This window comes from Chryseobacterium sp. SIMBA_038, assembly GCF_046535115.1.
In the GTDB taxonomy this organism is placed as follows: Bacteria; Bacteroidota; Bacteroidia; order Flavobacteriales; family Weeksellaceae; genus Chryseobacterium.
The window spans coordinates 1-271 of sequence record NZ_JAWRXH010000173.1 but is presented as its reverse complement, the minus strand read 5'-3'; the positions used below and the strand labels follow the sequence as shown (position 1 = coordinate 271).

Sequence of the window (271 nt, the reverse complement as noted above, 5' to 3'; positions counted from 1 at the left end):
CCTGTAAGATTGGCAATTTGTTGTCTGGTATAGGGTATTTGAAAAGTTTGGTTATTATCGCTGCACTGGGTTGATTTTAAATAATCAATAATTGTTTTGATTTTGAATTGAGGGTCCGAAGATGAAATATTAAAAAGCATCAAATATTTGTAATAGAGCCGGTCGGCCATACATTTAAACATATCCATCATAACATTTCTGTTTTGACCAATAAGAGAAAAGAAATCCTCCCGAGGTACTTTTAAAAGTTTACACTCCGTTTTTGCAATAG

General features: G+C 32.8%; 1 pseudogene. It reads right to left on the bottom strand.

Features of this window, described 5'->3' with window-relative positions:
* Positions 1-191 (bottom strand): annotated as a pseudogene (locus SB689_RS23165) (Crp/Fnr family transcriptional regulator); the annotation flags it as partial.
* Positions 192-271 lie beyond the last annotated feature (80 nt).